Below are 23,478 nucleotides of genomic sequence, written 5' to 3' on the forward strand. Positions count from 1 at the left end.
GCCATGCCTGAGGGGCGGCGCGTGACTATTTCCGCTTCCGCGCCATCATCGAGGAGATGACATTGGCGGTATAGTCCACGACAGGCACGATACGCGCATAATTGAGCCGCGTCGGCCCGATCACCCCAAGCACGCCCACGATCCGGTCATTGGCATCCTTGTAGGGGGAAAGGATCACCGACGAGCCGGACAGCGAAAAGAGCTTGTTTTCCGAGCCGATAAAGATGCGCACGCCCTGGCCCCGCTCGGCATCGCCCAGGAGGTCGAGCAGCCCGTCCTTGCTTTCCAGCTCGTCGAACAATTGCCGCATGCGCAACAGCTCGTCGCTGGCCATGGCGTCGTTGATGAGATTGGCCCGGCCACGCACGATCACCGTCGGCGCATTGTTCCCATCCGGCGCGGACAGCGTCGCGATGCCGGCATCGACCAGCTTCTGCGTCAGCTCGTCCAGCTCCGCCCGCTGCTCGGCGCGGCGCTCGTTGAGCACTTTTCGCGCTTCCGACAGCGTCCTGCCCACGACATAATTGGCGAGGTAATTGCCCGCCTGTTGCAGTGCGCTGGCGGTATAGCCCGGCGGCAGGTCAAGAATGCGGTTCTCCACCTGTCCGTCCTCGCCCACCAGGATCGCCATGGCGCGAGAGGCATCGAGCCGCACGAATTCGATATGCTTGAGCACCATGTCGGCCTTGGTGGCGATCACCACGCCTGCCCCCTGGCTGAGGCCCGACAGGAGTGATGACGCTTCAGCCAGCACATCCTCGACCCGGGCATGTCCCGCCGTGCCTTCGATATGGCGCGAAATCTGGCTGCGTTCGCTCTCGTTGACGGTGCCGATTTCGAGCATGGAATCGACAAAGAACCGCAGGCCCTGCTGGGTTGGCGCCCGGCCCGCAGAGGTGTGCGGCGCTGCGATCAGCCCCAGGTCTTCGAGGTCGGCCATCACATTTCGGACAGAGGCGGGGGAGAGCTCCACCTGCAGGAGGCGGCTCAGGTCGCGCGACCCCACCGGCACCCCGGTATCGAGATAACGCTCGACCAGGCGCCGGAAAATCTCCTGGCTGCGGGAATTGAGCACCGAGAGGAAGTCTTCGGCCGGCCGTGTCATGGTGCTTTGATTAAACTTCTCGACTTTAACCCTGACCCTTCATTTAGGCCCTTCGTCCCCATCCGCCAAGCGCCGGGCGCTTGTGAGCGGGCCCCATGAGGGTTAAGAGGCGGTTAACTGCAATTATTTCTGGAATCATGATGCGGCCATCCGGACGTCAGCCGAGCGATATGCGGGCGGTAACCCTCGAGCGCAATGTCGCCATGAAGGCCGAAGGCTCCTGCCTCGTCGCCTTCGGCAATACCAAGGTCCTCTGCACCGCTTCGGTCGAAACCAGTGTCCCCGGTTGGCTGCGCGGCAAGGGCCAGGGCTGGGTCACCGCCGAATATGGCATGCTGCCCCGTGCCACCGGTTCGCGCACCCGTCGTGAGGCGACCGCCGGCAAGCAATCCGGCCGCACCCAGGAAATCCAGCGCCTCATCGGCCGCTCGCTGCGCGCCGTGGTCGATCTCGAAGCGCTGGGCGAAGTTCAGGTCACGCTCGATTGCGACGTGCTGGAGGCCGATGGCGGCACCCGCACCGCCTCCATCACCGGCGCCTATGTGGCTCTGGTTGATGCGATCCGCTGGATGGACGAGCGCAAGCTCACCAAGGGCCAGGTGCTCAAGGATTCGGTCGCTGCCGTTTCCTGCGGCATTTATCGCGGCACGCCGGTGCTCGATCTCGATTATCTCGAAGACGTCGAAGCCGAGACCGACGCCAATTTCGTTATGACCGGCTCGGGCAAGTTCGTCGAAATCCAGGGCACTGCCGAAGGCGCGCCGTTCAGTCGGGAGGAACTCGCCAGCCTCATGGCCCTGGCCGAACAGGGCATCGGCGAACTCTCCGCCCTGCAGAAGGCGGCGCTGGACGCATGATGTTTTTCCGGTTCAAGGCCCCCTCACCCGCCGGCTCCGCCGTCGACCTCTCCCCCCAGGGAGAGGTGCAGGGGGTGCATGGCGTCTCGCAGCGACACCTCTCCCTCTGGGGGAGAGGTCGCCGCAACGCAGCGGGTGAGGGAGCCTTCCGTCAGGACGCAGCCTTTGACCAGCAGAACTGCGCCATCTGGAACGACATCCGCCGCGCGCTGGAGGCCAAATGACCACCATTCCCCGCCTACGCCCCGGCGATCGCCTCTGCATCGCCACCCACAACGCCGGTAAGCTCCGCGAATTCCGAGACTTGTTCGAACCCTTCGGCCTCGAACTGGTCTCCGCCGGCGAACTGGGCCTGCCCGAGCCGGAAGAAACCGGCACCACTTTTGCCGAAAACGCCCGCACCAAGGCCCATGCGGCGGCGCGGGGCGCCAACATGCTGGCGCTGTCAGATGATTCGGGTCTGTGCGTCGATGCACTCAACGGCGATCCCGGCGTCTATACAGCCGACTGGGCCGGTGTGCCGCGCGACTTCACCCGCGCCATGAAGCGCGTCGAAGATGCCCTCCAGGCCGCCGGCGCCATTTCGCCGGGCCAGCGGCGCGGCTCGTTCAACGCCACGCTTTGCCTCGCCCATCCCGACGGACGCGATGTGCTTTATGTCGGCCGCTGCGACGGCACCCTGGTCTGGCCGCCGCGCGGCGATATCGGCCATGGCTACGATCCCATGTTCATGCCCGACGGCCACGACCAGACCTTTGGGGAAATGGCCGCCGAAACCAAGCATTCCTGGTCTCCGGGCCAGCAGGGCCTGTCCCACCGCGCCCGCGCCTTCGCGCAGTTTGTCGAGCAGCAGATTGAACATGGGTGACAACAACGCCCAGCAGCTTTGGCGCGTGCTCACCCTCCCCCTTGAGGGGAGGGTAGCGCCGCTGGGTCCGAAGGACCCTAGCAGAGCTGGGGAGGGGGTCGTTGTCGTGTCCCACCTCACCACCCCCCACCCCAACCCTCCCCCTCAAGGGGGGAGGGAGGCCATGTCGCGAGGTCGAAGATGACCAACCCCAACGACCTCTTCGGCATCTACGTCCACTGGCCCTTCTGCGCCTCGAAATGCCCCTATTGCGATTTCAATTCGCACGTCCATCGCGGCCCCTTCGACGAGGACGCCTTTGTCGAGGGCTACAAGCGTGAGATCGCCCATATGGCGGCGCTGTCCCCGGGGCGGCTGGTGCAGTCGGTGTTTTTTGGCGGCGGCACGCCCTCGTTGATGTCGCCCAAGGCCGTTGGCACCATTCTCGATGCCATTGCCGAAGAGTGGCAGATCGACCGCAATGCCGAGATCACGCTGGAGGCCAACCCGACCTCGGTCGAGGTCGATCGCTTCCGGGGTTTCCGCGCCGCCGGCATCAACCGCGTGTCGCTCGGCGTGCAATCTCTGCGCGAAGGCCCGCTGGCCGAACTCGGGCGCCGCCACACAGTCGACGAGGCCGTCGCCGCCGTGCGCATTGCCCAGTCGGTGTTCGACCGCTCGAGCTTCGATCTCATCTATGGGCGTCCCAAGCAGACGCTGGAAGATTGGGAGGACGAGCTCAAGGAAGGTCTCTGGCTCGCCCAAGGCCATATCAGCCTCTATATGCTCACCATCGAGCAGGGCACGCGCTATTTCGACCTGCATCAGGCCGGCAAGCTCAAAATGCCCGACGAGGACCTGGCCGCCGATTTCTATGAGCTCACCGCAGAGCTGACGGCGCAGGCCGGCCTGCCGGCCTATGAGATTTCCAATCATGCCGTGCCGGGCCAGGAATCGCGGCACAACATGCTCTATTGGCGCTACGGCGAATATGCCGGCATCGGCCCGGGCGCCCACGGCCGCCTCATGGTCAACCACCAGCGCCACGCCACCGCCACCGAGCGCATGCCCTTTGAATGGCTGAAACTGGTCAACAGCCAGGGCCATGGCATGGTCACCGATGACGTGCTGACCTGGGAAGAACAGGGCGACGAGTTCCTGGTCATGGGCCTGAGGCTCAAGGAAGGCATCTCGCCCAGCCGTTTCATGTCCATTTCCGGCCGCGGCATTTCCGAGCAACAGATCATGGCCTTGAAGGGCTACGGCTTCGTCGAAACTCTCCCTAACGGCAATATCCGCGTCACGGATAAGGGTTTTCCGGTGCTGGACGCCGTGGTCGCGGACCTCGCGGCTTAGTCGCGCAGCGACACCTCTCCCTCTGGGGAGAGGTCGGCCGAAGGCCGGGTGAGGGGGCCTTCATAGGAACCCTAAAGCTTCGCCGCATCCGCAACGCTGACCACGCCCCCTGCCCCGATCTTCTTGATCACCAGCGCATAATCGCTGCGGCCGTTGCTGTTGAAGCGGAACAGCCCATCGCGGCCCGCAAAGCCGGATGGATTGGTCATGAGCTGCGGATTATACGGCGGCGTGGCCATGGAAAGCGTGTTCACATTGGCGAGGATCGTCGCCGTATAGGCAATGGTGGCCATCTGCGGCGGTGCTGAGCCGAACCGGCCCTGGTAGTCCGCCCTGATCGCGTTGAGCCCGACCTCGTCCACAGCCGGGAACACGGCGCCGACCAGCGCCGGATTGGCAAGGAGGCCCGGATCATTGGCCCAATCGGCCGAGCCGACCAATTGCACATCGTCCGGCCGCACGCCCGATTGCGCAAGAAGGCCCGCAAAGGTCGGGGCGCTGGCCCGGTCGGGGATGAACAGGGCGTCGAGCATGCCCTTGTCCACGATCGGCTTGGCCTGGGCAATGATCGATTGCGCTTCGCTGATATCGGAAAAGGTATAGACGGCGCTGGGATTGAAGCCGACGGCAATGGCCTGGGTGCGGAAGGCGGCGGCCAGCGCCTCGCCATAGGGTGTCGACGGAAAAATGCCGGCCGGTCCCCGCCGGCCCTGGCTCATCATATAGGTCAGCGCCCGCTTCATCTCTGCTTCGGGCAAGACATTGAGCACGTAGACGTTTGCACCGGCGACGCTGCCATTATTGGCAAAGCCGATCATCGGGATATTGGCCGGGCGGGTCACCCCCGCTGCCGCCGTGATCTGTTCGGAGGTCAGCGGACCCAGCACCAGCTTGGCCCCCTCGGCGACGGCGGCCTGGGCGGCACTCGTGGCGCCGGCCGCCGTGCTGCCGGTGTCGCGCAGCGAGATGGTGATGTTCTCCGCGATATTGGGATTGGCTTCGATAAACCCGATGGCCAGCTTGGAGGCATTGGCCAGCGCCAGGCCAAGTTGCGCCAGCGTGGGCTCGCCCGAAAGCGGCAGCAGCAAGGCTACCGTCACCGGACCGCGCCCGAACCGCTCCGACGGGGTCGTGGCCATGGGCGTCATGGCGCCCGCGCCCGTGTCAGCGCCGGCACCGCCGCCCCAGGGCAGGCTGAGCGATCGCGATCCCCATTGCATTCCGCCCGGCGAACAGGCGGCAAGCGAAGCCGCCAGCCCGAGCAGAACCGAGCGGCGCGTCAGCCTCCCCGCGATTTCACCTTTTCCCACTGAATGCGGTCCCTAGCGCTCACAGTCTGTTAACAAATTCCTCCCAATTGATTAACCAAGGGTTGAGAACGGAAAGGCGCGGCATGGGCGAGGAAAACACCGACTATTTCATCGCCGGCAGCCGTTTCACCGCCCCTGCCCTGGCGCCGGGCCTTTATGTCGTGGCCACCCCCATCGGCAATCTGCGCGATATCACCCTCCGCGCCCTGGAAACCCTGGCCGCTGTGGAACTTGTCCTCTGCGAGGACACGCGTACATCGGCCAAGCTGCTCGACCACTATGGCATCTCGGCAAAACGCCAGGCTTTTCATGAGCATAACGAGCGCGACAAGGCCGACTACATTGCCGGCCGCATTGCTGGCGGCGCGGCCATCGCGCTGATTTCCGACGCCGGAACACCCCTCCTTTCCGATCCTGGCTTCCCGCTTTTGCGCACCCTCGCCGAACAGAGCCTTCCGGTCTTTCCCATTCCCGGCGCTTCCGCCCTGCTCTCCGCGCTGGTCGTTGCGGGCCTGCCCACCGATGCCTTTGCCTTCCATGGTTTCTTGCCCCCCAAGGCCGGTGCCCGCGCCAACGCGTTGAAGAAGCACGTCGATTCACGTGAAACACTGGTCTTTTATGAGTCCCCCCGGCGCCTGGCCGACACCCTGGCTGCCATGAATGAACAGTTGGGCGAACGACAGGCCGCCGTCTCCCTCGAGCTGACCAAGCGTTTCGAGCGCACATTTCGCGGCACTCTCGCGGAGCTCGCGGCCCAGTTCGCTGCCGAAGAAACCAAGGGCGAAGCGGTCATCTCGGTGGCCGGTGCCGCCGAGCCCAGCGGGCCTTCCGCCGAGGATTGGCAATCGGCCCTGTCTCAGGCCATGACGGACCAGCCGCTGCGCGCTGCGGTCGACGAGGTGTCCACCCGGTTCGGTCTCAAGCGCAAGGACGTCTACGATGCCGCGCTCGCCCTCAAAAACGCCCAGTAGCAAGCGCCTCGCCGCCTACCAGCGCGGCCATCGCGGCGAAGCGCTGGCGGCGCTCTGGCTGCAGGCAAAGCTCTACCGCATCCGCGAGCGACGCTTCAAAACCGCGCCGGGCGAGATCGACCTCGTCGCCGAAAAGGGCAAGACCATCGTCTTCGTCGAGGTCAAGCAAAGAGCCCGCGACGCCGACGAGGCGCTGACCTATGCCTCCATCCACCGCGACCGCATCATCCGCGCGGCGCATCTGTGGCTGGCGAAAAATCCCGAGGCGCAGGGCCGCGATTTCCGCTTCGACGTAATTCTGCTTGCGCCCGGCCGCTGGCCGCGCCATCTCATCAATGCCTTTTCCGCTTACTGAGAAATCTCATGACGCTCAAAGTCGCCGTCCAGATGGACCATGTCGCAACCATCAATCCGCGCGGCGATTCGACCTTCGCCATGATGCTCGAAGCGCAGGCGCGCGGACATGAACTGCTGCACTATACGCCCGACACCCTCTCCATGCGCGACAACAAGGTCTCTGCGCTGGCCCAGCCCATCACGGTGACCGACGCGGAAAAGGGCCAGCATTTTACTTTGGGCGACGCGCGGCGGGTGGATTTGTCCACCCAGGACGTGGTGCTGATGCGCCAGGACCCGCCCTTCGACATGAACTACATCACGCTTACCCACCTGCTCGAGCGCATCCATCCCAAGACCCTCGTGGTCAACCCGCCCGCAGCCGTGCGCAATGCGCCGGAAAAAATTCTCGTCACCGAATTCCCCGACCTGATGCCGCCGACCCTCGTGACGCGCGACCGGGCCGAGATTCACGCCTTCCGCAAGGAGCACGGCAACATCATCGTCAAGCCGCTCTACGGCAATGGCGGGGCCGGCGTCTTCTTCATCCAGGAAGGCGACCATAACCTGGCGAGCCTGCTTGAGCTGTTCGAGCAGAATTATCGCGAGCCGTTCATGATCCAGAAATACCTGCCGGACGTGCGCAAGGGCGACAAGCGCATCATCATCATCGATGGCGAGCCGGTCATGGGTCTCAATCGCATTCCCGCCGATGGCGAGGCGCGCTCCAACATGCATGTCGGCGGCCGCCCTGAACTCAGCCCGCTCACCGAGCGCGAGCAGGAGATCTGCGCCGCCATCCGTCCGGCGCTGAAAGAGCGCGACATGATCTTTGTCGGCATCGACGTCATCGGCGGCTACCTCACCGAGATCAACGTCACCTCACCCACCGGCATTCGCGAGATCAAGCGTTTTGGCGGACCCGATATTGCCGTCTTGATCTGGGACGCCATCGAGAAGCGCCGCAGCTAGCGCCAGACTTGGCGCGACGGGGCAAATGCCCTAGTGCTTTGCTTTGGGTCCGGGGGCAGAGATGAACACCTTCCTTGTCGCATTCGCCACGCTGTTCGCGACGGTCGGCGTTGCCGACATCGCCTTTATCTTCGCGGCGCTCACCAAGGACAATACGCCCGAGCAACGGCGCATCTTCGCGACCCGTGGTGTGCTCGTGGCGCTCGGCATCCTGCTGTTCTTCGCTGTGCTCGGCAATGCCATCCTCGATGTCTTCGGCATCACTATTCCGGCGCTGCGTACGGCCGGCGGCATCCTCCTCCTGCTCATCGCCATCGACATGGTGTTCGCCCGTCATTCGGGCGGCACCGGCACGACCGACGAGGAAGAAAGCGAAGCGCGCCAGAGCCACGACATTTCGGTCTTTCCGCTCGCCATGCCGCTGATGGCTGGCCCAGGCGCAATCTCGGCGGTCATCCTGCTCACCACCGGCGCCAAGTCCGATCTCGAATTCTGGCTGGTGCTGGCCGCCATTGTCGTCATCCTGGCGCTGTGCTGGCTGACCCTGCTGATCGCCATCCCGATCCAGCGGCTGCTCGGCCTCACCGGCCTGTCCGTCGTTTCGCGCATGGTCGGCATTCTGCTCGCGGCGCTGGCCGTGCAGTTCGTGTTCGACGGCATCAAGTCGAGCGGTCTACTCGGCGCCTGACGGGATTTTCGTCAAATTTCTGAAAACTTTAGACGTTAAGCAAAGCTTAACGCTGTCGTTGCAACCCGCTGCCTGGAGGCGCAAGGAAGTCGCAGCAATCCCAATGGGAAAATTCCCTATGCGTCTTGCCGCTGCTCTGGTTCTGCTGATTTTTGCCATCATGGCCACGAGCGTGGCCGGGACCGGCGCCGCGCGGTCCGAAATGCTGTCACCGATCGCCGAGGCCGTCGGCCCTTATTGAGCCTCGCCCGCGTTCGGCGCGTCGTCCTCGCCCGGGACGATACCCAGGCCAAACGCATCGACCCGGCCGACCGGCGCCTGGATCAACTGCTCGAGCGGAAAAGCCGGCGCGACCTCGCGGAAGTCCGCATTGACCACCAGGTCGGTGGCACGATCCGGCGCGCGACTGAGGGGAGTGACCGCCCCCGCCACTTCCAGAAGCCGGATCTGACCCAGGCCCTGATAGGGCGGGCGCAACATGCTGGCGGCGTCGGTGCCCTGCAACGGATCGACCACCGCGACGCTCACCCTGCCGCCGCGATAAAAGGTGCGCATCGACTGGCTGATGTAAAAGGCCAGCTTGTCCGATCCGGCGGCGGAATAGTGGATGCCGTCATCCTTGCGCATCAGCGCATTCTGCCCGTTCACGTCAGGACCATAGGCGGCATACTTGCCCTCCTGGTCGGCAAAGCGGTCAAAAATGTCGATGAATTCGGCGCCGCCCGAAAAGGCCGCCATGCGATGGAGGGCACTGATCTGGTTGATGGCGGCCGAATACTGGCTGCGCGCCATGGGCGGCAGGCCCATCCAGATCACCGGCTTCCGAGCCGCCCGAAGTTGCCCGAGAAAGGCGTTGATGCGGCCCTGGTAGACCGTGTTCCATCCATCGCTGAGCGGCTCGTAGGTCTGCCCATTGGCGGTGATTTCCTGGCGGTCGTTGATGCCGATGATGACCACGGCAATGTCAAAACTGTCGGCCGCGATCTGTTCGGCAATGGCGGCATTCCAGTCGAAAAAGTCGTCGCGCACGAAGCCCGAGGAACTGACACCCTGCCCGATCACCACCAGATTGGGATCCTCGGCGTAAAAGCGCTCCAGCGCCTTGGTGAGGTCGATGGCCAGCGAATCGCCGAACACGGCGAGCCGCGTGGCATCGGCCGCCTTGTCGATGGCCGGCGCCGCGGGAGGCGGAGCCGGAGCGGGTGCTGCCGAAGGCTGTGGCTGGGCTCGCGGCTGTGTCTGCTGGACCTGTGGCGCCGGCTGCGGCTCCTCGCCGAACAGCAGATCGAACAGCGTGCGCCGGCGCCCCTCCTCGGCTTGGGCGACGACCAGTGTGTCATCGGCCGCTTGCGCCAGAGCCGGGCCGGCCTCGGCCAGCGCCAGGACGCCAATCAGGATAGCCAGAACGAGCCGCTTCATACTTTTGTCCGCATCAGCATGGGTGCCTTTTTAACACCGGTCCCACCGCAAGGCCACGTTGATCGCTCGAGCGTTACCGCGCCGCGGCCACGAGGGCGGCGTGGGAGGCACGGGTGACAAACCCGTCGGCAACTTGGCCCTGCATGGCCTGGAAGCGCGCATAGGCTGCCTGGGTGACCGGCCCGATGCGGCCATCCACCACCCCGTCATAGAGCCCGAGCGTCACCAGGGCCTGCTGGATTTCCCGGCGCTGCGCCAGGTCGGGGAATTGCGTCTGGCGCGGCCACGGGGTGGCAAAGGACCCGCCACCCTTGAGGCGGTCGGTCAGGTGGGCAATCGCCAGCGCATAGCTGTCGGAAAAGTTGTAGCCCTTGAACACCAGGTAATTGCCGGTCATCAGGAATTTCGGCCCGTCCTTGCCTGCCGGGACATAAAGGAAGACAGGCGTCGACAGCTCGGAAAACTGCCGCCCGCTTACCCTGACGATGCCGCGCTCGGCAAAGAACGAGATGGGCCGCAACTGATCGCGCGTTGCCAAGAGATAGTCGAAGCCCTCAGGCACCTCGACCTCGAAACCCCAGTCCATGCCCGGCTGGTAGCCGAGGCGGCGCAGATAGGCGGCGCTGGTGGCCAGGGCATCGGGGAGCGAATTGTGGAGGTCGACGCGCCCGTCGCCGTCCCCATCGGTGCCATTCGCGACCACGTTGGAGGGATTGACCTGCAAGTGCCCGATGGCGCCGGCCCAGGAGCCGATGGGCGACACACCGCCATTGGCCGCCGCCAGCTTCAGCGCCGCCACGAAATCGGCCTTGTCCTCGACAAAGCGGCTGCGGCGCTGCCAGGCTACGGTGGCCAGCGAGCGCACGATGGGCCGGATCAGCCGGTCATTGCCCAGCACCGCGCCATAGTCGGTTTCCATGCCCCAGATGGCGCCCAGCACATAGGGATCGACGCCATAGGCCTGGCCGACCTGGCTGAAGAGCGCGGAATTGCGCGCCATGGCCGCCTTGCCGCGCTCGATGCGCCCGGCATTGATGCGGGTGTCGAGATAGTCCCAGACCGGCGTGGTGAATTCGGGCTGGGTCTCGACGAGGTTGGGCACGCTGGGATCGGGCGTCAGCCCCGCAGTTATGGCGTCATAGAAGGCGCCGTCGACCCCTTGCGCCACGGCCTCGGCGCGAAACTGCGCGAGGAAACCGGCAAAGCTGTCCACCGGTTGGGAGAGAGCCGGCGCCGTCAGCGCCAGCCAGATCAGGACCATCCACCGCATGGATCGAACTCCCCTCTACCTGCTTTGTCGCGTGGCCACCTTTGCCGAGAACGCCCTAGCGGTTGCGCGTCAGCAGGTGGCGCTCCCAGGAATAGGCGGTTTCGACGATTTCATCGAGCGCATCATGCCGGGGCACCCAGCCGAGGAGGCTCCTGACCTTCTCACCCGTCGCGGTGATCGAGGGCGGATCGCCGGCCCGGCGCGGACCCTCGTCGGCCCTGAGGTCGATCCCGGAAACCTTGCGCACCGTGTCGACCACTTCGCGCACCGAATAGCCGCGCCCATAGGCGCAGTTGAGCGTGGTGCTCTCGCCACCGGCGCGCAGGTGCTTGAGCAGCAGCGCATGGGCGGCGATCAGGTCGGTGACGTGGATATAGTCGCGCACGCAGGTGCCGTCGGGCGTTTCGTAGTCGGTGCCGAAAATGTCCATCTTCTCGCGCGAGCCCAGCGCCGTCTGGCAGGCCACCTTGATAAGATGGGTCGCCTCGGGCGTGGACTGGCCCGAGCGGCGGCCCGGATCGGCCCCGGCAACGTTGAAATAGCGCAGGACGCCATAGGTGATGTCATGGGCGGCGGCGACGTCGGCCAGCATCCATTCGGTCATCAGCTTGCTTCGCCCATAGGGCGACATCGGATTGAGCGGCGTGTCCTCGACCACGGGCGCGAGCCCGGTCATGCCATAAACGGCGGCGGTGGAGGAAAAGATGAAGTGCTTCACGCCGCCCTTGACCGCGGCCTCGATGAGATTGCGGGAGGTGGCGGTGTTGTTGGCATAGTATTTGAGCGGATTTGTCACCGATTCCGGGACCACGATAGAACCGGCAAAGTGGATGATTTCGGTGATGCCGTGTTTTTCGATCAGCTTGACCACATGGTCGATGTCGCCGGCATTGCCGGGCTCGAACGTAGCCCGACCGTCGATGGCCCAGTCGAAGCCGGTCACGAGGTTGTCCAGCACCACGACGTTTTCGCCGGCATCGGCCAGTTCGAGCACCATGTGGCTGCCGATATAGCCGGCGCCGCCGGTTACCAGGACGGTCATGCTTTGTCTCTCCGTTTCGGAAATGCTATTGGGCAGCAACTATATATGCCAGACGTTGATTTAGCTTTATGACCGATCGGCGTCCATCAGGGAGAAAGCCTCTTGTCCAACCGCGTTCGCACTGCCGTTTTCCCCGTCGCGGGCCTGGGAACCCGTTTCCTGCCGGCCACCAAGGCCATGCCCAAGGAAATGCTCACGGTAGTCGACCGGCCCCTGATCCAATATGCGGTGGATGAGGCCCGCGAGGCGGGCATCGAGCACTTCGTCTTCGTGACGGGCCGCAACAAGGGCGTCATCGAGGACCACTTCGATCGCCAGTTCGAGCTCGAGGCAACGCTGGAAAGCCGCGGCAAGAGCGCCGCGCTCGACGAATTGCGCAAGGATCTGCCATCGGCGGGACGGACCAGTTTTACCCGCCAGCAGGAGCCCCTGGGCCTGGGCCATGCCGTGTGGTGCGCCCGCGACATCGTCGGCAACCAGCCCTTTGCCCTCCTCCTCCCCGACATGATCTTCCAGGCCAAGCCCGGCGTGCTCCGGCAGATGATGGACGCCTATGAGGAAAGCGCCGGCAATGTCATCGGCGTCGAGGAATGCGCCTGGGAGGACGTTTCCTCCTATGGCGTCGTGGTGCGCGGCGACGGCCCCGATACCGGCTTTGCCATCAACGGCATGGTGGAAAAGCCGGCCCGCGACCAGGCGCCGTCAAACCTCTTCATTTCCGGCCGCTACATCCTGCAGCCCGAAATCTTTGCCCTTCTGGCCGAGCAGACCCGCGGCGCCGGCGGCGAGATCCAGCTCACCGACGCCATGCAGACGCTGATGGGCCAGCAGCGCTTCACCGGCGTGAAGTATCAGGGCAAGGTCTATGACTGCGGCTCCAAGCTTGGCTTTCTTACCGCCAATGTGGTCTTCGCCCTCGATCGCGACGATATCCGCCCCGGTTTCATCGACGAGCTGAAAAAGCTCGATCTGGGTGACGAGCTCTAAATAGTCCTCGGTCATCGCAGCCAAGGCGATGGTTCAAAGATCCTTCCGCCTGCCCGCGGGCAGGCCGAAGCCCCGGACAAGCTGCCGCTTCCCGGTGACGTTTGGACGATGAGAGCTCCGAGACGGCTTTCGCCTCCGAGATTTTGGTATAGTGAGACGAGAACCGCCTCGGGGCGCCGGGCTTTCTGACAGGGGGTTTCGCTAGGGCCGGCTCACACCGGAATTTCCCATCCCCGGCCCCAGGCTCCGTAACAATTCAGAGCCCTCCCGACTGTCGCCGGACGGTTGATCGTTGCAACCCCATCTCCACCCGGCTGATGTGGGGAGAATACGGGGTGTATTGCGGGCGGGGGATAAGTTTGGCTGACACGGTGCCGCTCCTCCCCGTAGCCGGGGGAGGATGGGTGGGGGTGGCGCCCGCTTATGGCGCCCTAGCGCCGAACCGTCAGGCCGAGGCTGACCGTGTGGCTGTCGAACGTGCCGGACAGGCTGTTGTCGCGGTGCACATAGCCGTAGTCGGCCGATAGCGTGGCGCGGGAATTGAAGCGATAATCGGCGCCGGCGCCAAGGCCGTGGCTGGTTTCGGTTTCACCACTGCCTTCGATGCGCGCATGGCCCCAATCGGCCGAGGCGCGCAGCCGCAGCCAGGAATTGATCGTATAGCTGGCATCGGCCGACGCCGTGTGCGCGACTTTCGCCGTGCCACCGGTATCGGCGCCCGTGGGCGTGATGGCGGTGGCGAGGGCCGCCGTGAGGCTGACGGTCGAGTCGGGCGAATAGGTGATGCTGGCGTCGTAGAGCTGGGTGGTGATGTCGGTGAGGCCGGCATTGTCGAAATCATGCTGGCCGACGCCGAACGAGGCGCTGGCCGACCAGATGCCGTTCCACTGGCCCGCTATGCCGGCGCGCAAACTGCGGCTGGTGGCATCGGCGCCCCGCTGGTCGAACCAGTCGCGGCCGAGGCCCGCCTCGCCGAACACTTCGATGATGGGCGTGGCCGCAAAGCCGAGCCGCAATGTGCCATCGCCTTCCCAGACATTCTGCTGCCCATTGTCGGTGAGGCCAGTATCGCGCCGTGTGGTGGGACCATAGAGCGTGCGCTCGAGGTTGCCCTTGAGCCCGACATTGAAGCGGCCGAACTGCCGATCGAGTCCCCCGCCCAGCGTGCCGGTCAAGACCTGCGGCGGCACGCTGACCAGCGGATTGGCGCCCGGCAGGCCCGGCAGATCCTGCGTCAGCCTGAGGCCGGCCGTGCCTGATACGGTCGTGTCGCTGCCGAGCATGGTGGTGCCGTCGAGCTTGAGGCTCAGCGCGTCAACCACAAAGCTGCCATCGGGAGCCCGCGCCAGTTCGGCACTGCCATCAAGCACGAGGTCGGTGCGTACGCCCTGATGCGTCGCCGTGAAGGCGGGCTTGAGCGTGGTGACGAAGGCGTTGCCGGCGCTTGAGGCCGTGTAGCTGCCCTTGAGCCCGACCGACCAGTCGATCTCGACTGGCGGATGGCTCGGTTCGCTGGGCACCGAAAAGCCTTCGGGCATGGGCGCAGATGGGTATATTCCCGGTGTCAGGCGGTCATTGGCAAGGGCGGTTTCGTCGATGATCAGCGGGTCGGCCTGCACCATGCCGGGCAGCGCTACGCTTCCCGCCAAAAGGCTCAGCACTCCAAGAAATCGCCGGCCCACGCCCTGCTCCGCTCGTCAACGGCAGGCAAAGAAACGCCGGCCGTGCCCCTTGGGGCCGTCGCGGCATCCTTTCAGTTTATGGTTAATGAACCCTTGCGGGGTTACACGGCCTCGACCCGCAGCACCGGTCCCTCGGCGCTGACGATCCGTACCCTCTGGCCGACGGGCAGGTCTGGGCCGGCAATGCGCCAGATGCTGTCGCCCAGCGCCAGCCGTCCGAACCCGCCTTCTATGGGCCGGTCGAGCACTGCTTCCTGCCCGATGAACTGCTCGGCCCGATGGTTGAGCAGTGGCCGGTCGGTCTGGCTGCCGCGTCGGCGCGACACCCGCACCCAGATCAGGATGGACACCAGCGACAGCACACCGAAGACCAGCCATTGCAGCGGCCAGTCCAGCGGCTGGAACATGACGAGGAGGCCCGTCAGAATGCCGGCAATGCCCATCCAGAGCAGGTAGCCGCCCGGCACCACGAGTTCGAGCGCCAAGAGCACGAGGCCGGCAATCATCCAGCTCCAGGGGGCGTTCTGACCCAGATAGGCGATGATCTGCATGGGCCTGCCTCAGCCCCGGTCCGGCGCGGATGAGGGCGGCCGGCTCGACGCACGCGGCGGCTGGGCAGGCTTGTCGGTGCCAAAAGTCTCGCGCGCGATCTCGGCAATGCCGCCAATGGCGCCGATGACGCTGGCCGCCTCGACCGGCAGCATCAGCAGCTTCTGGTTGGGCGCGGTGGCGATGCCCTCCAGCGCCTTGATGTAGTTGTTGGCGACGAAATAGTTGATGGCCTGGACATTGCCCGAGGCGATGGCGTCGGACACGAGCTGGGTCGCCTTGGCCTCGGCTTCAGCCGCGCGCTCGCGGGCCTCGGCGTCGCGGAAGGCCGCTTCGCGCCGGCCCTCGGCTTCCAGCACCTGCGCCTGCTTTTCGCCCTCGGCCTTGAGAATGGCGGCCTGCCTTCGGCCTTCGGCTTCGAGAATGGTGGCGCGCTTTTCGCGCTCCGCCTTCATCTGCCTGCCCATGGAATCGACGAGGTCCTTGGGCGGATCGATATCCTTGATCTCGATGCGGGTGATCTTGATGCCCCAGGGCGCCACCGCCGTATCGACGACGCGCAGTACCCGGTCATTGATCTGATCGCGATGGCTGAGGAGTTCGTCGAGATCCATCGAGCCCATGACCGAGCGGATATTGGTCATGGTGAGGTTGAGGATGGCATGTTCGAGATGGGTCACCTCATAGGCCGCCGAAGCGGCATCGAGGATCTGGTAGAAGGTGACGCCATTGGCGGTCACCGTGGCATTGTCGCGGGTGATGACTTCCTGGTGCGGCACGTCCAGCACCTGCTCCATCACGTTCATCTTCTTGCCGATCGTATCGATGAACGGCACGATCAGATTGAGCCCGGGCTTCAGCGTGCGGGTATATTTGCCGAAGCGCTCGATGGTGTAGTTGTAGCCTTGCGGCACCGTCTTGGCGCCGGCGAACAGCACCAGAATGGCGAGGATGCCGAGGCCGATCAGCACGATGCTGAGCCCGTCGAGGCCAAAGTCACTGAGAAAATCCATCCGCCGCTCCCTTCCTGCCCTGCGCACCGCAATTTATGTGGCGCGGCCGGGCTTGAGTAGCCGCTTTTTGGACCGGGGCCTACTTGGCCGGCAGACAGCGGCCGGTGGCCTGGAGGGCGGCGACGGCACGCGGGTCGCAGCCGGTATAGAGGAACATCAGCCAGTCCTCGGTCGAGCCGTAATAGACATTGCGGTCGACTTCCCCGCGAACGCCGGGCACCACGCCGGTCTGGGTGTATTGCCAGAAGGTCCAGGGGCGGTTGTTGTAGCGCTCGTGCGGCTCGGCAGCGGTCGAGCGCAGCCAGAAGGCATTGGGGAAATACTCGCCGTCGAGAATGTCGCGGTGGAAGTTCATGTCGGTATAGATGATCGGCAACTTGCCGGTATGCCGCTCCATCGCATCGAGCATGAAGCGGATCTTTTCGAGCGCATCGGCCTTGCTCGGCTTGGTCTTGCAGCTCGAGTGATTGTTCCATTCGAGATCGAGCACCGGCGGCAGGGCGCTGGGGTCGAAGGGCACGTTCTGGGCAAACCAGGCGGCCTGTTCCGACGCCAGCGAGCACCAGGTCATGAAGTGATAAGCGCCGCGTGGCATGCCGGCATCGCGGGCCCGGACCCAGTTGGCGCGGAAATCGGGGTCGATATAGTCCCTGCCCTCAGTCGCCTTCATGAAGACGAAATGGATACCGGCGGCGCGGGCCTTGGCGAAATCGACATTTTCCTGGTAGCGCGCCACGTCGATCCCCTGGATCGGCATGCCGCGGGCCCGGTCGACCTTGGCATGGGGCCGGTTGTCGCCGGGAATGGCATTATAGAGCCCGCCCACGCTGCCGCAGGCGACCAGCGCCACAACGGCGAGGCTCAGAACGGCGCCACGCAGAGCGGCGGAGACGGAGCGGCGGGCAGTAAGGGCCATGGGTCGGAATACTCGGAACGCAAAACTGGACTGCCATTGATTCAACATGGCGCGGTTAATGGAGTTTTAGGGTAACCAGTGTGGCAGCGCGGATGGTTAACGTTCCGTTTTCTGTTCGCTATACGTTCTTGCTGAGCCCTGCTTACTCTGCTAGCCTCAGGCCAGGGTTGGGGGCTCGGCAAATGGTCGCGCGCGTAACGACTGTGGCGTTTCAGGGCATCGAGGCGGTGCCGGTCGATGTGCAGGCGCATATCGCCCCCGGATTTCCCGCACTCGTGCTCGTCGGCTTGCCCGACAAGGCGGTGCGTGAAAGTGGCGAGCGGGTGCGTGCGGCGCTGACCGCGTCCGGCCTCGGCCTGCCGCCCAAGCGCATCACCATCAATCTGGCCCCGGCGGACCTGCCCAAGGAAGGCAGTCATTACGACCTTCCCATTGCCCTGGCGCTGATGGGCGCCCTGGGCGCGATCCCGCAGGATGCACTCGATGGCTATATGGCGCTGGGCGAGCTGGGGCTCGACGGGCGCATCGCGCATGTCGGCGGCGTCCTGCCGGCGGCCATGGCCGCCAGCGCCAGGGGCATGGGGATCGTTTGCCCCACTGCCTCGGGCCCGGAAGCCGCCTGGGCCGGCGAGGAAATCGACATCATCGCGGCCGACAGCCTCATCGCGCTGGCCAATCACCTGACCGGGCATCAGTTGCAGGCGCGGCCAAAGCCGGGAAGGCAACTGGCCGCTCCCGGCGACCTGCCCGATCTCGTGGATGTGCGCGGGCAGGCGGTCGCCCGCCGGGCGCTGGAAGTGGCGGCAGCGGGCGGCCACAACCTCCTGATGATCGGTCCGCCCGGCGCCGGCAAGTCCATGCTGGCGGCCCGTCTCCCCTCCATCCTGCCGCCGCTTTCCCCGCGCGAGCTGCTCGATGTTTCCATGATCCAGTCCATTGCCGGGGAACTGGCCAATGGCGCCCTGTCCGATCGCCGGCCCTTCCGCGCGCCGCACCATTCCGCCTCGATGGCCGCCCTCGTCGGCGGTGGGTTGAAGGTGCGGCCGGGCGAAGCGAGCCTTGCGCATAATGGCGTGCTGTTTCTCGATGAACTGCCTGAATTCGCGCCCAGCGTGCTCGACAGCCTGCGCCAGCCGCTGGAAAGCGGCGAAACCGTTATCGCCCGGGCCAACGCGCGGGTTGCCTATCCCAGCCGCTTCCAGCTCGTGGCGGCGATGAATCCGTGCAAATGCGGTATGGCCGGCACGCCCGGCCATATCTGCAAGCGCGGGCCCGCCTGTGCCGCGGACTATCAGGCGCGCTTGTCTGGCCCCTTTCTCGATCGCATCGATATCCGCATCGACTTGCCCGCCGTGTCTGCCGCCGACATGATCGCGCCCAGTGCTCCGCCCGAAAGTTCGGCCGAAGTGGCGAGGCGCGTTGCCGGCGCGCGCCAGCGTCAGGCGGAGCGCTATGCCTCGGCCGGCCACCCGCAGATTTGGACCAATGCCGCGGCGCCGTCCGCTGTCATCGAAAAGCTGGTGGCGCCGGATCGCGAGAGCCAGTCGCTGCTCCTCCAGGCTGCGGAGCGCTTCAATCTCTCGGCCCGCGCCTATCACCGGGTGCTCAAGGTGGCGCGTACCCTTGCCGATCTCTCTGCCTCCGATAAGGTCGCCCGACCCCATATTGCCGAGGCCCTGAGCTATCGGCTCAATTTCGGCGCCGCCTGATCGGACCCTCGATGAAGCATCGCATTTCTGCCGGCGTTCTGGCGCTGCGCGACAACCGCATCCTGCTGGTCCGGCACTTTCGGCCCGGCAGGCACGATTTCTGGGCCGGTCCCGGCGGTGGCGTGGAGGGCAGCGAAGAATTGCATCAGGCCGCCGAGCGCGAGGCCTTTGAAGAGGCCGGCATCCGCGTCCGGACGCGCAACATGGCCTATATCGATGAGCTGGTCGACGGCTGGGGCCGGATCGTGAAATTCTGGTTCCTCGCCGACTATGTTTCGGGCGAAATCGACGTTTCTGCCAACCCGGCCGAGGGCGAAGCCATCAGCGAAGCGGGCTGGTTCGCGCGCGACGCCCTGCCCCAGGGCCACGTCTTCCCCGAAGTGCTCCGCACCCGCTTCTGGGACGAGCTCGCGACCGGCTTTCCGGCACCGATCAAACTGCCTTTGCGGCGGTCGATCTTTTGAGCGCAATTGCCGACTCGCCCTGACAGCCTCGTTAATCCTCGTGTCTTAGCCTTGGGCTGAGGTACCTCGGAGGATGACATGCCGGAACATGGGCTGCTGGTGCAATGGAATGACGAGCGCGGCTTCGGCTTTGTCGAAGGCCGCGATGGCCAAAGGCATTTCGTTCATATTTCGGCCATCGCCCGCATTGCCACCCGGCCGCGCATCGGCGACAGCGTCTCCTTTGTCCCGGCGCGCGGCGAAGACGGACGACTCCAGGCCCGAGCAGTAGAGATTCTGGGTGCCAATCCAGCGCCCGGGCTCGCAATCCGCCGCCGCGGTGCCGTCGCGACGCCGGCCACGTCCCTGAACTGGCGCTATCCGCTGTCCCTGATCCTGATCGTCTTCGTCGTTGCGGGGGTCGCTCTCGACCGATTGCCCATTGCCGTAGCGCTGGCCTATCTCGGCATGGGGATCATTTCCTTCCTCGCCTGCCACGCCGACAAGCGCTACGCCGAGAACGGCCACTGGCGCATCAGCGAGGTGACGCTTCTGGGCCTCGACCTCGCTTTCGGCATTGTGGGTGGCCTCCTTGGTCAGGCCACCTTCCGCCACAAGACCCGCAAGCCAGGTTATGTCACCGCGACCGTGCTGATCTTGGCTGTGCATCTGCTCTGGCTGGTTGGCTTTGCGACCGGGCTGGTCGATGCCCGGCAGCTCGTCGCAGACATGGCTCCGATCCTGGGCATCAGTGGATAAGCTGTGGACAAGTGTTTCACGTGAATCGGCGGGACGCCTTGAACGACCCGCCGGTGCGGCTCAGTGGAATTGCGCCGCTTCGGTGCTCTCCGCCATGGCGGTGGTGGCGCTCTGTCCCTCGCTGACGGTCAGCGACACGGCATCGAAATAGCTGGTGCCCACTTCGCGCTGGTGCCGCACCGCGGAAAAGCCATGGGTTTCGGCGGCGAATTCGGCCTGTTGCAGTTTCGAGTAACCGGCCATGCCGCTCTCCTTGTAGCTGCGTGCCAGCTCGAACGTGGTGAGGCTGAGATTGTGAAAGCCAGCCAGTGTGATGAACTGGTATTTGTAGCCCATGGCGCCCAGTTCGCTCTGGAATTTTGCCATGTCGGCCTCGTCCATATGCTTGGCCCAGTTGAAGCTGGGCGAGCAGTTATAGGCCAGCATCTGCTCGGGAAACTTCGCGCGGATGGCTTCGGCGAACCGCCTGGCTTCACCAAGGTCGGGCTTTGACGTCTCGCACCAGATGAGATCGGCATAGGGCGCATAGGCGAGGCCCCTTGCGATGGCGCAGTCGAGCCCGCCCTTGAGCCGATAGAACCCTTCGGCCGTGCGCTCGCCGGTGACGAAGGGCCGGTCGCAGTCGTCGATGTCGGAGGTGATGAGCCGCGCCGCTTCGGCATCGGTGCGGGCCATGATCAGCGTCGGCACGCCCATGACATCGGCGGCGAGCCGCGCCGCATTGAGGGTGCGGATGAACTGGCTGGTCGGCACCAGCACCTTGCCGCCCAGATGCCCGCATTTCTTTTCCGAGGCCAACTGGTCCTCGAAATGCACGGCGGCCGCCCCGGCCTCGATCATGGCCTTCATCAGCTCGAACACGTTGAGCGCGCCGCCAAACCCGGCTTCGGCATCGGCAATAATGGGCACGAAGAAATCGAGATCGGTGGTCGCCACGCCGTCGTGGCGCTCCATGGCCTGGATCTGGTCGGCGCGTTGCAGCGCCTTGTTGATGCGCGTGACCACTGATGGCACGCTGTCGACCGGATAAAGCGACTGGTCGGGATACATGTTGCCCGAGGAATTGGCATCGGCCGCCACCTGCCAGCCGGAAAGGTAGATGGCCTTCAACCCCGCCTTGACCTGCTGCACCGCCTGGTTGCCGGTAAACGTGCCCAGCGTTGGCACAAAGACTTCCGAGTGCAGCAATTGCCAGAGTTTTTTCGCGCCATTCTCGGCCAACGAATGGCGGATCGGCAGCGATCCGGCGAGGCGCCGCACGTCATCGGGTGAATAGGTGCGGGCGATATTGCGCCAGCGATCGGGCGCATAATCCGGCGCCGGAAAGCTCTCTGGTTGGTTGGGTTTGTCGAGCATATCTGTCTCCTCATTGGACATGGCTGTACTGGTGCTGCGCCAGGCAACACGGATTCACGTGGAACATTTTGGGTTTGGGGGGTCCGGCGGACGCGGGTCGCTAGATGGCCACTTTCCGGCAGAAGGTGGCGGCGATCATGCCAGCGCCGGAGAACAGTTCCTGCGCATCTTCCCCGCCCACAAGGGTGAACTGATGCCTGCCGATCCTGCCGGCAATCGCAAAGCCCTGTTCGCTCAGACCCCGCGCCTTGAACTGTGCCATGGCTTCGGTCGCGGTGGGGGCGATGATGGTGATGTACTCGTCGCGCTGCTCGATCATGGGGGACATTCATTTCTCCTCGCTGCTGGTTGTAAATATTTGACAACAACGCCGGATATGCAAGAAATAGCCGCAAGAGGCGCAGTAAAGCTGTAAATCGACAGTCAAGGATCGATCAGTTTCTGTAAATCTCTGTAAAGGAGAGGGCGATGGACGCGGGGGAAAACCAGGTCGGCGGGCGTATCAGACGGCTGCGGCGGCAGCGCCATCTCAATCAGGCGGATCTGGCGCAGGCGCTGGGCATTTCCGCCAGCTATCTCAATCTCATCGAGCACAATCGCCGCAAGGTCACCGTGCCGCTGCTGTTTTCCATCGCCGGCTATTTCGGCGTCGAGCCCGGCGAGCTGGTCGATGGCGACGAGGGCCGGCTGGCCGGTGACCTGATGGAAGTTTTCGGAGACGACATCTTTGCCGATAGCGACCTGACCAATCTCGAAATCCGTGACCTTGCCCAAGCCAATCCGGCGGCGGCCCGCGCCGTGCTCAAGCTCTACGATCGCTATCGGCTCGCCACCGCGGGCGCCCCGGCGCCGCAGACGACCGGCGACGGGGAGCACTTTCACCTCGCCACGGACGCGATTTCCGACTTCCTCCAGGAGAACGCCAACCACTTTCCTCTTCTCGAGGACAGCGCGGATCGGGTGCGCGAGGATATCGATACGTCAGGTGACAGTTTCGAGGCCGGCCTCCGCACCTATCTCTTCAATGTCTTCGGCCTCGAAGTGCGCCTCGCCTCCCTGCCCCACGGCATTGCCCGGCAGCTCGACGCAAACAGGCGGCACTTGCTGATTTCCGATCTGCTGCCGGCAGAGAGCGCCAATTTTCTCCTCGCCCAGCAGGTCGGGCAATTGGCGGCACAGGGCGAAATCACCGACATCATCGCGCAATCGGATCTGGCAGAGGGCGATGCGCCAGCCCTGGCGCGCAACGTGCTCTCGGCCTATTTCGCCGCCGCCCTGATCATGCCCTATGCGCCTTTCCTCAAGGCCTGTCGTGATTATCGCTACGATATCGAGCGGCTGGGAAGGCGCTTCGGCGCCAGCTTCGAGCAGGTCTGCCACCGCATGACGACGCTGCAGCGGAAGGGTGCTTCGGGCATTCCGCTGCACCTGGTGCGCACCGACATTGCCGGCAATATTTCCAAGCGCTTCTCGCTCTCGGGCATCCATATTCCGCGCCATTCCGGCGCCTGTCCCCGCTGGAACATCTACGCGGCATTCCTCGCGCCCGAGCGCATCAATGTGCAGGTCAGCCAGATGCCCGATGGGCAGAGCTTCTTCTGCATCGCGCGAACCATCACCAAGGGTGACTATCGCTACAATGCGCCCAGGCGCTACCTGTCGGTTGGCCTTGGCTGCGCCGTCCATCACGCGCGCGAGATGATCTATTCCGACGGCATCGATTTTTCGAGCCAGCAGCAGGTCGTGCCGATCGGGGTCGGCTGCCGCATCTGTCCGCGCATGGAATGCGGGCAGCGGGCCCATCCCCCCGCCTATCACCGGTTTCGCATCGACGATACGGTCCGGCCCGAAAGCCTCTACGCGCGGATGCGCTAGAGGGTTTCGGCTTTGA

At 64.6% G+C, this 23,478-nt stretch carries 24 protein-coding genes; 13 read left to right on the top strand and 11 right to left on the bottom strand.

The window, feature by feature from the left end:
• Positions 1-25: 25 nt before the first annotated feature.
• Entirely contained in the window at positions 26-1,105 is a 1,080-nt protein-coding gene (hrcA, locus tag JEQ47_RS18065) for a heat-inducible transcriptional repressor HrcA (protein WP_198877810.1), read from the bottom strand.
• Positions 1,106-1,245: 140 nt separating this feature from the next.
• Between hrcA and rph the strand changes: the two genes are divergently transcribed.
• The 3 genes from rph (at position 1,246) to hemW (ending at position 4,165) form a co-directional block, all read left to right on the top strand.
• Positions 1,246-1,962, top strand: a complete 717-nt coding sequence (gene rph / locus JEQ47_RS18070) for a ribonuclease PH (RefSeq protein WP_198877881.1) — start codon at positions 1,246-1,248, stop codon at positions 1,960-1,962.
• Between the two features lie 220 nt (positions 1,963-2,182).
• The gene (locus JEQ47_RS18075) at positions 2,183-2,830 is read left to right on the top strand and encodes a non-canonical purine NTP pyrophosphatase (protein ID WP_198877811.1); all 648 of its coding nucleotides are present in this window, start codon (positions 2,183-2,185) and stop codon (positions 2,828-2,830) included.
• A gap of 180 nt (positions 2,831-3,010) precedes the next feature.
• Entirely contained in the window at positions 3,011-4,165 is a 1,155-nt protein-coding gene (gene hemW, locus JEQ47_RS18080) for a radical SAM family heme chaperone HemW (RefSeq protein ID WP_198877812.1), read from the top strand.
• Between the two features lie 71 nt (positions 4,166-4,236).
• On the opposite strand, the gene JEQ47_RS18085 is transcribed toward hemW, so the two are convergent.
• Positions 4,237-5,475 (bottom strand): penicillin-binding protein activator, encoded by a 1,239-nt coding sequence (locus JEQ47_RS18085; RefSeq protein WP_198877813.1) that lies wholly within the window; start codon positions 5,473-5,475, stop codon positions 4,237-4,239.
• Between the two features lie 83 nt (positions 5,476-5,558).
• On the opposite strand from JEQ47_RS18085, the gene rsmI reads away from it, so the two are divergent.
• The 5 genes from rsmI (at position 5,559) to JEQ47_RS20985 (ending at position 8,683) form a co-directional block, all read left to right on the top strand.
• Complete coding sequence (gene rsmI, locus JEQ47_RS18090; RefSeq protein ID WP_198877814.1) at positions 5,559-6,446, top strand: 16S rRNA (cytidine(1402)-2'-O)-methyltransferase; 888 nt, start codon at positions 5,559-5,561, stop codon at positions 6,444-6,446.
• Positions 6,415-6,801 (top strand): YraN family protein, encoded by a 387-nt coding sequence (locus JEQ47_RS18095; RefSeq protein ID WP_198877815.1) that lies wholly within the window; start codon positions 6,415-6,417, stop codon positions 6,799-6,801. Before rsmI ends, JEQ47_RS18095 begins: the two co-directional genes overlap by 32 nt.
• Before the next feature lie 8 nt (positions 6,802-6,809).
• A complete protein-coding gene (gshB, locus tag JEQ47_RS18100) occupies positions 6,810-7,754 on the top strand; it encodes a glutathione synthase (RefSeq protein WP_198877816.1) in 945 nt (314 codons plus the stop codon).
• Between the two features lie 61 nt (positions 7,755-7,815).
• Positions 7,816-8,442 carry a MarC family protein gene (locus tag JEQ47_RS18105; RefSeq protein ID WP_198877817.1) on the top strand — a complete coding sequence of 209 codons (627 nt, stop codon included), beginning with the start codon at positions 7,816-7,818 and terminating at the stop codon, positions 8,440-8,442.
• Positions 8,443-8,560: 118 nt separating this feature from the next.
• A complete protein-coding gene (locus tag JEQ47_RS20985; protein ID WP_268905795.1) occupies positions 8,561-8,683 on the top strand; it encodes a hypothetical protein in 123 nt (40 codons plus the stop codon).
• Here JEQ47_RS20985 and JEQ47_RS18110 read toward each other — a convergent pair.
• The 3 genes from JEQ47_RS18110 to galE form a co-directional block, all read right to left on the bottom strand.
• Entirely contained in the window at positions 8,677-9,861 is a 1,185-nt protein-coding gene (locus JEQ47_RS18110; RefSeq protein ID WP_198877818.1) for an SGNH/GDSL hydrolase family protein, read from the bottom strand. The two genes, JEQ47_RS20985 and JEQ47_RS18110, sit on opposite strands and share 7 nt — an antisense overlap.
• Before the next feature lie 73 nt (positions 9,862-9,934).
• Positions 9,935-11,131 carry a lytic murein transglycosylase gene (locus tag JEQ47_RS18115; protein ID WP_198877819.1) on the bottom strand — a complete coding sequence of 399 codons (1,197 nt, stop codon included), beginning with the start codon at positions 11,129-11,131 and terminating at the stop codon, positions 9,935-9,937.
• 55 nt (positions 11,132-11,186) lie between these two features.
• Positions 11,187-12,173 (bottom strand): UDP-glucose 4-epimerase GalE, encoded by a 987-nt coding sequence (gene galE, locus JEQ47_RS18120; protein ID WP_198877820.1) that lies wholly within the window; start codon positions 12,171-12,173, stop codon positions 11,187-11,189.
• Between the two features lie 102 nt (positions 12,174-12,275).
• On the opposite strand from galE, the gene galU reads away from it, so the two are divergent.
• On the top strand, positions 12,276-13,160 hold the full coding sequence (gene galU, locus JEQ47_RS18125) for a UTP--glucose-1-phosphate uridylyltransferase GalU (protein ID WP_198877821.1): 885 nt from the start codon (positions 12,276-12,278) through the stop codon (positions 13,158-13,160).
• A gap of 431 nt (positions 13,161-13,591) precedes the next feature.
• Here galU and JEQ47_RS18130 read toward each other — a convergent pair whose 3' ends face one another.
• The 4 genes from JEQ47_RS18130 to JEQ47_RS18145 form a co-directional block, all read right to left on the bottom strand.
• Positions 13,592-14,809: an outer membrane beta-barrel protein gene (locus tag JEQ47_RS18130; protein ID WP_198877822.1), complete on the bottom strand. Its 1,218-nt coding sequence runs from the start codon at positions 14,807-14,809 to the stop codon at positions 13,592-13,594.
• Positions 14,810-14,943: 134 nt separating this feature from the next.
• A complete protein-coding gene (locus JEQ47_RS18135) occupies positions 14,944-15,393 on the bottom strand; it encodes an NfeD family protein (protein ID WP_198877823.1) in 450 nt (149 codons plus the stop codon).
• Between the two features lie 9 nt (positions 15,394-15,402).
• Positions 15,403-16,404, bottom strand: a complete 1,002-nt coding sequence (locus JEQ47_RS18140) for an SPFH domain-containing protein (protein WP_198877824.1) — start codon at positions 16,402-16,404, stop codon at positions 15,403-15,405.
• Positions 16,405-16,483: 79 nt separating this feature from the next.
• A complete protein-coding gene (locus JEQ47_RS18145) occupies positions 16,484-17,320 on the bottom strand; it encodes a glycoside hydrolase family 25 protein (RefSeq protein WP_198877825.1) in 837 nt (278 codons plus the stop codon).
• Between the two features lie 182 nt (positions 17,321-17,502).
• Between JEQ47_RS18145 and JEQ47_RS18150 the strand changes: the two genes are divergently transcribed.
• From JEQ47_RS18150 to JEQ47_RS18160, 3 genes are all read left to right on the top strand, one after another.
• Positions 17,503-19,029, top strand: coding sequence for a YifB family Mg chelatase-like AAA ATPase (locus JEQ47_RS18150; protein WP_198877826.1), 1,527 nt, complete (start codon positions 17,503-17,505; stop codon positions 19,027-19,029).
• An 11-nt stretch (positions 19,030-19,040) separates the two neighbouring features.
• Positions 19,041-19,493: an NUDIX domain-containing protein gene (locus tag JEQ47_RS18155; RefSeq protein WP_198877827.1), complete on the top strand. Its 453-nt coding sequence runs from the start codon at positions 19,041-19,043 to the stop codon at positions 19,491-19,493.
• A 78-nt stretch (positions 19,494-19,571) separates the two neighbouring features.
• Positions 19,572-20,231, top strand: coding sequence for a DUF1294 domain-containing protein (locus JEQ47_RS18160; RefSeq protein WP_198877828.1), 660 nt, complete (start codon positions 19,572-19,574; stop codon positions 20,229-20,231).
• Positions 20,232-20,291: 60 nt separating this feature from the next.
• On the opposite strand, the gene aceA is transcribed toward JEQ47_RS18160, so the two are convergent.
• Both aceA and JEQ47_RS18170 read right to left on the bottom strand, forming a co-directional pair.
• Positions 20,292-21,587 carry an isocitrate lyase gene (gene aceA / locus JEQ47_RS18165; RefSeq protein WP_198877829.1) on the bottom strand — a complete coding sequence of 432 codons (1,296 nt, stop codon included), beginning with the start codon at positions 21,585-21,587 and terminating at the stop codon, positions 20,292-20,294.
• Between the two features lie 100 nt (positions 21,588-21,687).
• Complete coding sequence (locus JEQ47_RS18170; RefSeq protein ID WP_198877830.1) at positions 21,688-21,915, bottom strand: hypothetical protein; 228 nt, start codon at positions 21,913-21,915, stop codon at positions 21,688-21,690.
• 140 nt (positions 21,916-22,055) lie between these two features.
• Here JEQ47_RS18170 and JEQ47_RS18175 point away from each other — a divergent pair, with 140 nt between their 5' ends.
• Positions 22,056-23,462: a helix-turn-helix domain-containing protein gene (locus JEQ47_RS18175; RefSeq protein WP_198877831.1), complete on the top strand. Its 1,407-nt coding sequence runs from the start codon at positions 22,056-22,058 to the stop codon at positions 23,460-23,462.
• Positions 23,463-23,478 lie beyond the last annotated feature (16 nt).

Origin of the sequence: Devosia sediminis (genome assembly GCF_016411825.1) — a bacterium.
In the GTDB taxonomy this organism is placed as follows: Bacteria; Pseudomonadota; Alphaproteobacteria; order Rhizobiales; family Devosiaceae; genus Devosia; species Devosia sediminis.

What these genes read in the sequence shown, in the direction of transcription:
- hrcA (WP_198877810.1), bottom strand. Translation starts at nt 1,105, where the DNA reads ATGACACGGCCGGCCGAAGACTTCCTCTCGGTGCTCAATTCCCGCAGC.
- rph (WP_198877881.1), top strand. Translation starts at nt 1,246, where the DNA reads ATGCGGCCATCCGGACGTCAGCCGAGCGATATGCGGGCGGTAACCCTC.
- JEQ47_RS18075 (WP_198877811.1), top strand. Translation starts at nt 2,183, where the DNA reads ATGACCACCATTCCCCGCCTACGCCCCGGCGATCGCCTCTGCATCGCC.
- hemW (WP_198877812.1), top strand. Translation starts at nt 3,011, where the DNA reads ATGACCAACCCCAACGACCTCTTCGGCATCTACGTCCACTGGCCCTTC.
- rsmI (WP_198877814.1), top strand. Translation starts at nt 5,559, where the DNA reads ATGGGCGAGGAAAACACCGACTATTTCATCGCCGGCAGCCGTTTCACC.
- JEQ47_RS18095 (WP_198877815.1), top strand. Translation starts at nt 6,415, where the DNA reads ATGCCGCGCTCGCCCTCAAAAACGCCCAGTAGCAAGCGCCTCGCCGCC.
- gshB (WP_198877816.1), top strand. Translation starts at nt 6,810, where the DNA reads ATGACGCTCAAAGTCGCCGTCCAGATGGACCATGTCGCAACCATCAAT.
- JEQ47_RS18105 (WP_198877817.1), top strand. Translation starts at nt 7,816, where the DNA reads ATGAACACCTTCCTTGTCGCATTCGCCACGCTGTTCGCGACGGTCGGC.
- JEQ47_RS20985 (WP_268905795.1), top strand. Translation starts at nt 8,561, where the DNA reads ATGCGTCTTGCCGCTGCTCTGGTTCTGCTGATTTTTGCCATCATGGCC.
- JEQ47_RS18110 (WP_198877818.1), bottom strand. Translation starts at nt 9,861, where the DNA reads ATGAAGCGGCTCGTTCTGGCTATCCTGATTGGCGTCCTGGCGCTGGCC.
- JEQ47_RS18115 (WP_198877819.1), bottom strand. Translation starts at nt 11,131, where the DNA reads ATGCGGTGGATGGTCCTGATCTGGCTGGCGCTGACGGCGCCGGCTCTC.
- galE (WP_198877820.1), bottom strand. Translation starts at nt 12,173, where the DNA reads ATGACCGTCCTGGTAACCGGCGGCGCCGGCTATATCGGCAGCCACATG.
- JEQ47_RS18135 (WP_198877823.1), bottom strand. Translation starts at nt 15,393, where the DNA reads ATGCAGATCATCGCCTATCTGGGTCAGAACGCCCCCTGGAGCTGGATG.
- JEQ47_RS18140 (WP_198877824.1), bottom strand. Translation starts at nt 16,404, where the DNA reads ATGGATTTTCTCAGTGACTTTGGCCTCGACGGGCTCAGCATCGTGCTG.
- JEQ47_RS18145 (WP_198877825.1), bottom strand. Translation starts at nt 17,320, where the DNA reads ATGGCCCTTACTGCCCGCCGCTCCGTCTCCGCCGCTCTGCGTGGCGCC.
- JEQ47_RS18150 (WP_198877826.1), top strand. Translation starts at nt 17,503, where the DNA reads ATGGTCGCGCGCGTAACGACTGTGGCGTTTCAGGGCATCGAGGCGGTG.
- JEQ47_RS18155 (WP_198877827.1), top strand. Translation starts at nt 19,041, where the DNA reads ATGAAGCATCGCATTTCTGCCGGCGTTCTGGCGCTGCGCGACAACCGC.
- JEQ47_RS18160 (WP_198877828.1), top strand. Translation starts at nt 19,572, where the DNA reads ATGCCGGAACATGGGCTGCTGGTGCAATGGAATGACGAGCGCGGCTTC.
- aceA (WP_198877829.1), bottom strand. Translation starts at nt 21,587, where the DNA reads ATGCTCGACAAACCCAACCAACCAGAGAGCTTTCCGGCGCCGGATTAT.
- JEQ47_RS18170 (WP_198877830.1), bottom strand. Translation starts at nt 21,915, where the DNA reads ATGTCCCCCATGATCGAGCAGCGCGACGAGTACATCACCATCATCGCC.
- JEQ47_RS18175 (WP_198877831.1), top strand. Translation starts at nt 22,056, where the DNA reads ATGGACGCGGGGGAAAACCAGGTCGGCGGGCGTATCAGACGGCTGCGG.